Origin of the sequence: Bacillus methanolicus PB1 (assembly GCF_000262755.1) — a bacterium.
Classification (GTDB): domain Bacteria; phylum Bacillota; class Bacilli; order Bacillales; family Cytobacillaceae; genus Bacillus_Z; species Bacillus_Z methanolicus.
The window spans coordinates 1-304 of sequence record NZ_AFEU01000006.1 but is presented as its reverse complement, the minus strand read 5'-3'; the positions used below and the strand labels follow the sequence as shown (position 1 = coordinate 304).

At 54.6% G+C, this 304-nt stretch carries 3 tRNA genes; all 3 read right to left on the bottom strand.

The features are described from left to right. Positions 1 to 2 precede the first annotated feature (2 nt). The 3 genes from PB1_RS16395 to PB1_RS16385 all read right to left on the bottom strand — a co-directional run bounded on the left by PB1_RS16395 (position 3) and on the right by PB1_RS16385 (position 246). A tRNA-Ala gene (locus PB1_RS16395) sits at positions 3 to 75 on the bottom strand. Positions 76 to 88: 13 nt separating this feature from the next. Then, positions 89 to 162, bottom strand: a tRNA-Pro gene (locus PB1_RS16390). A gap of 7 nt (positions 163 to 169) precedes the next feature. After that, positions 170 to 246 (bottom strand) — tRNA-Arg (locus PB1_RS16385). Positions 247 to 304 lie beyond the last annotated feature (58 nt).

The window sequence follows — 304 nt, the reverse complement described above, 5'->3', positions numbered from 1 at the left end:
GGTGGAGCCTAGCGGGATCGAACCGCTGACCTCCTGCGTGCAAAGCAGGCGCTCTCCCAGCTGAGCTAAGGCCCCAATGTTTAAATGATCGGGAAGACAGGATTCGAACCTGCGACCCCATGGTCCCAAACCATGTGCTCTACCAAGCTGAGCTACTTCCCGAATATAATGGCGCGCCCGACAGGAGTCGAACCCATAACCTTCTGATCCGTAGTCAGACGCTCTATCCAATTGAGCTACGGGCGCATTTTTAAGATACTTAATGGTGCCGAGGACCGGAATCGAACCGGTACGGTAGTCACCT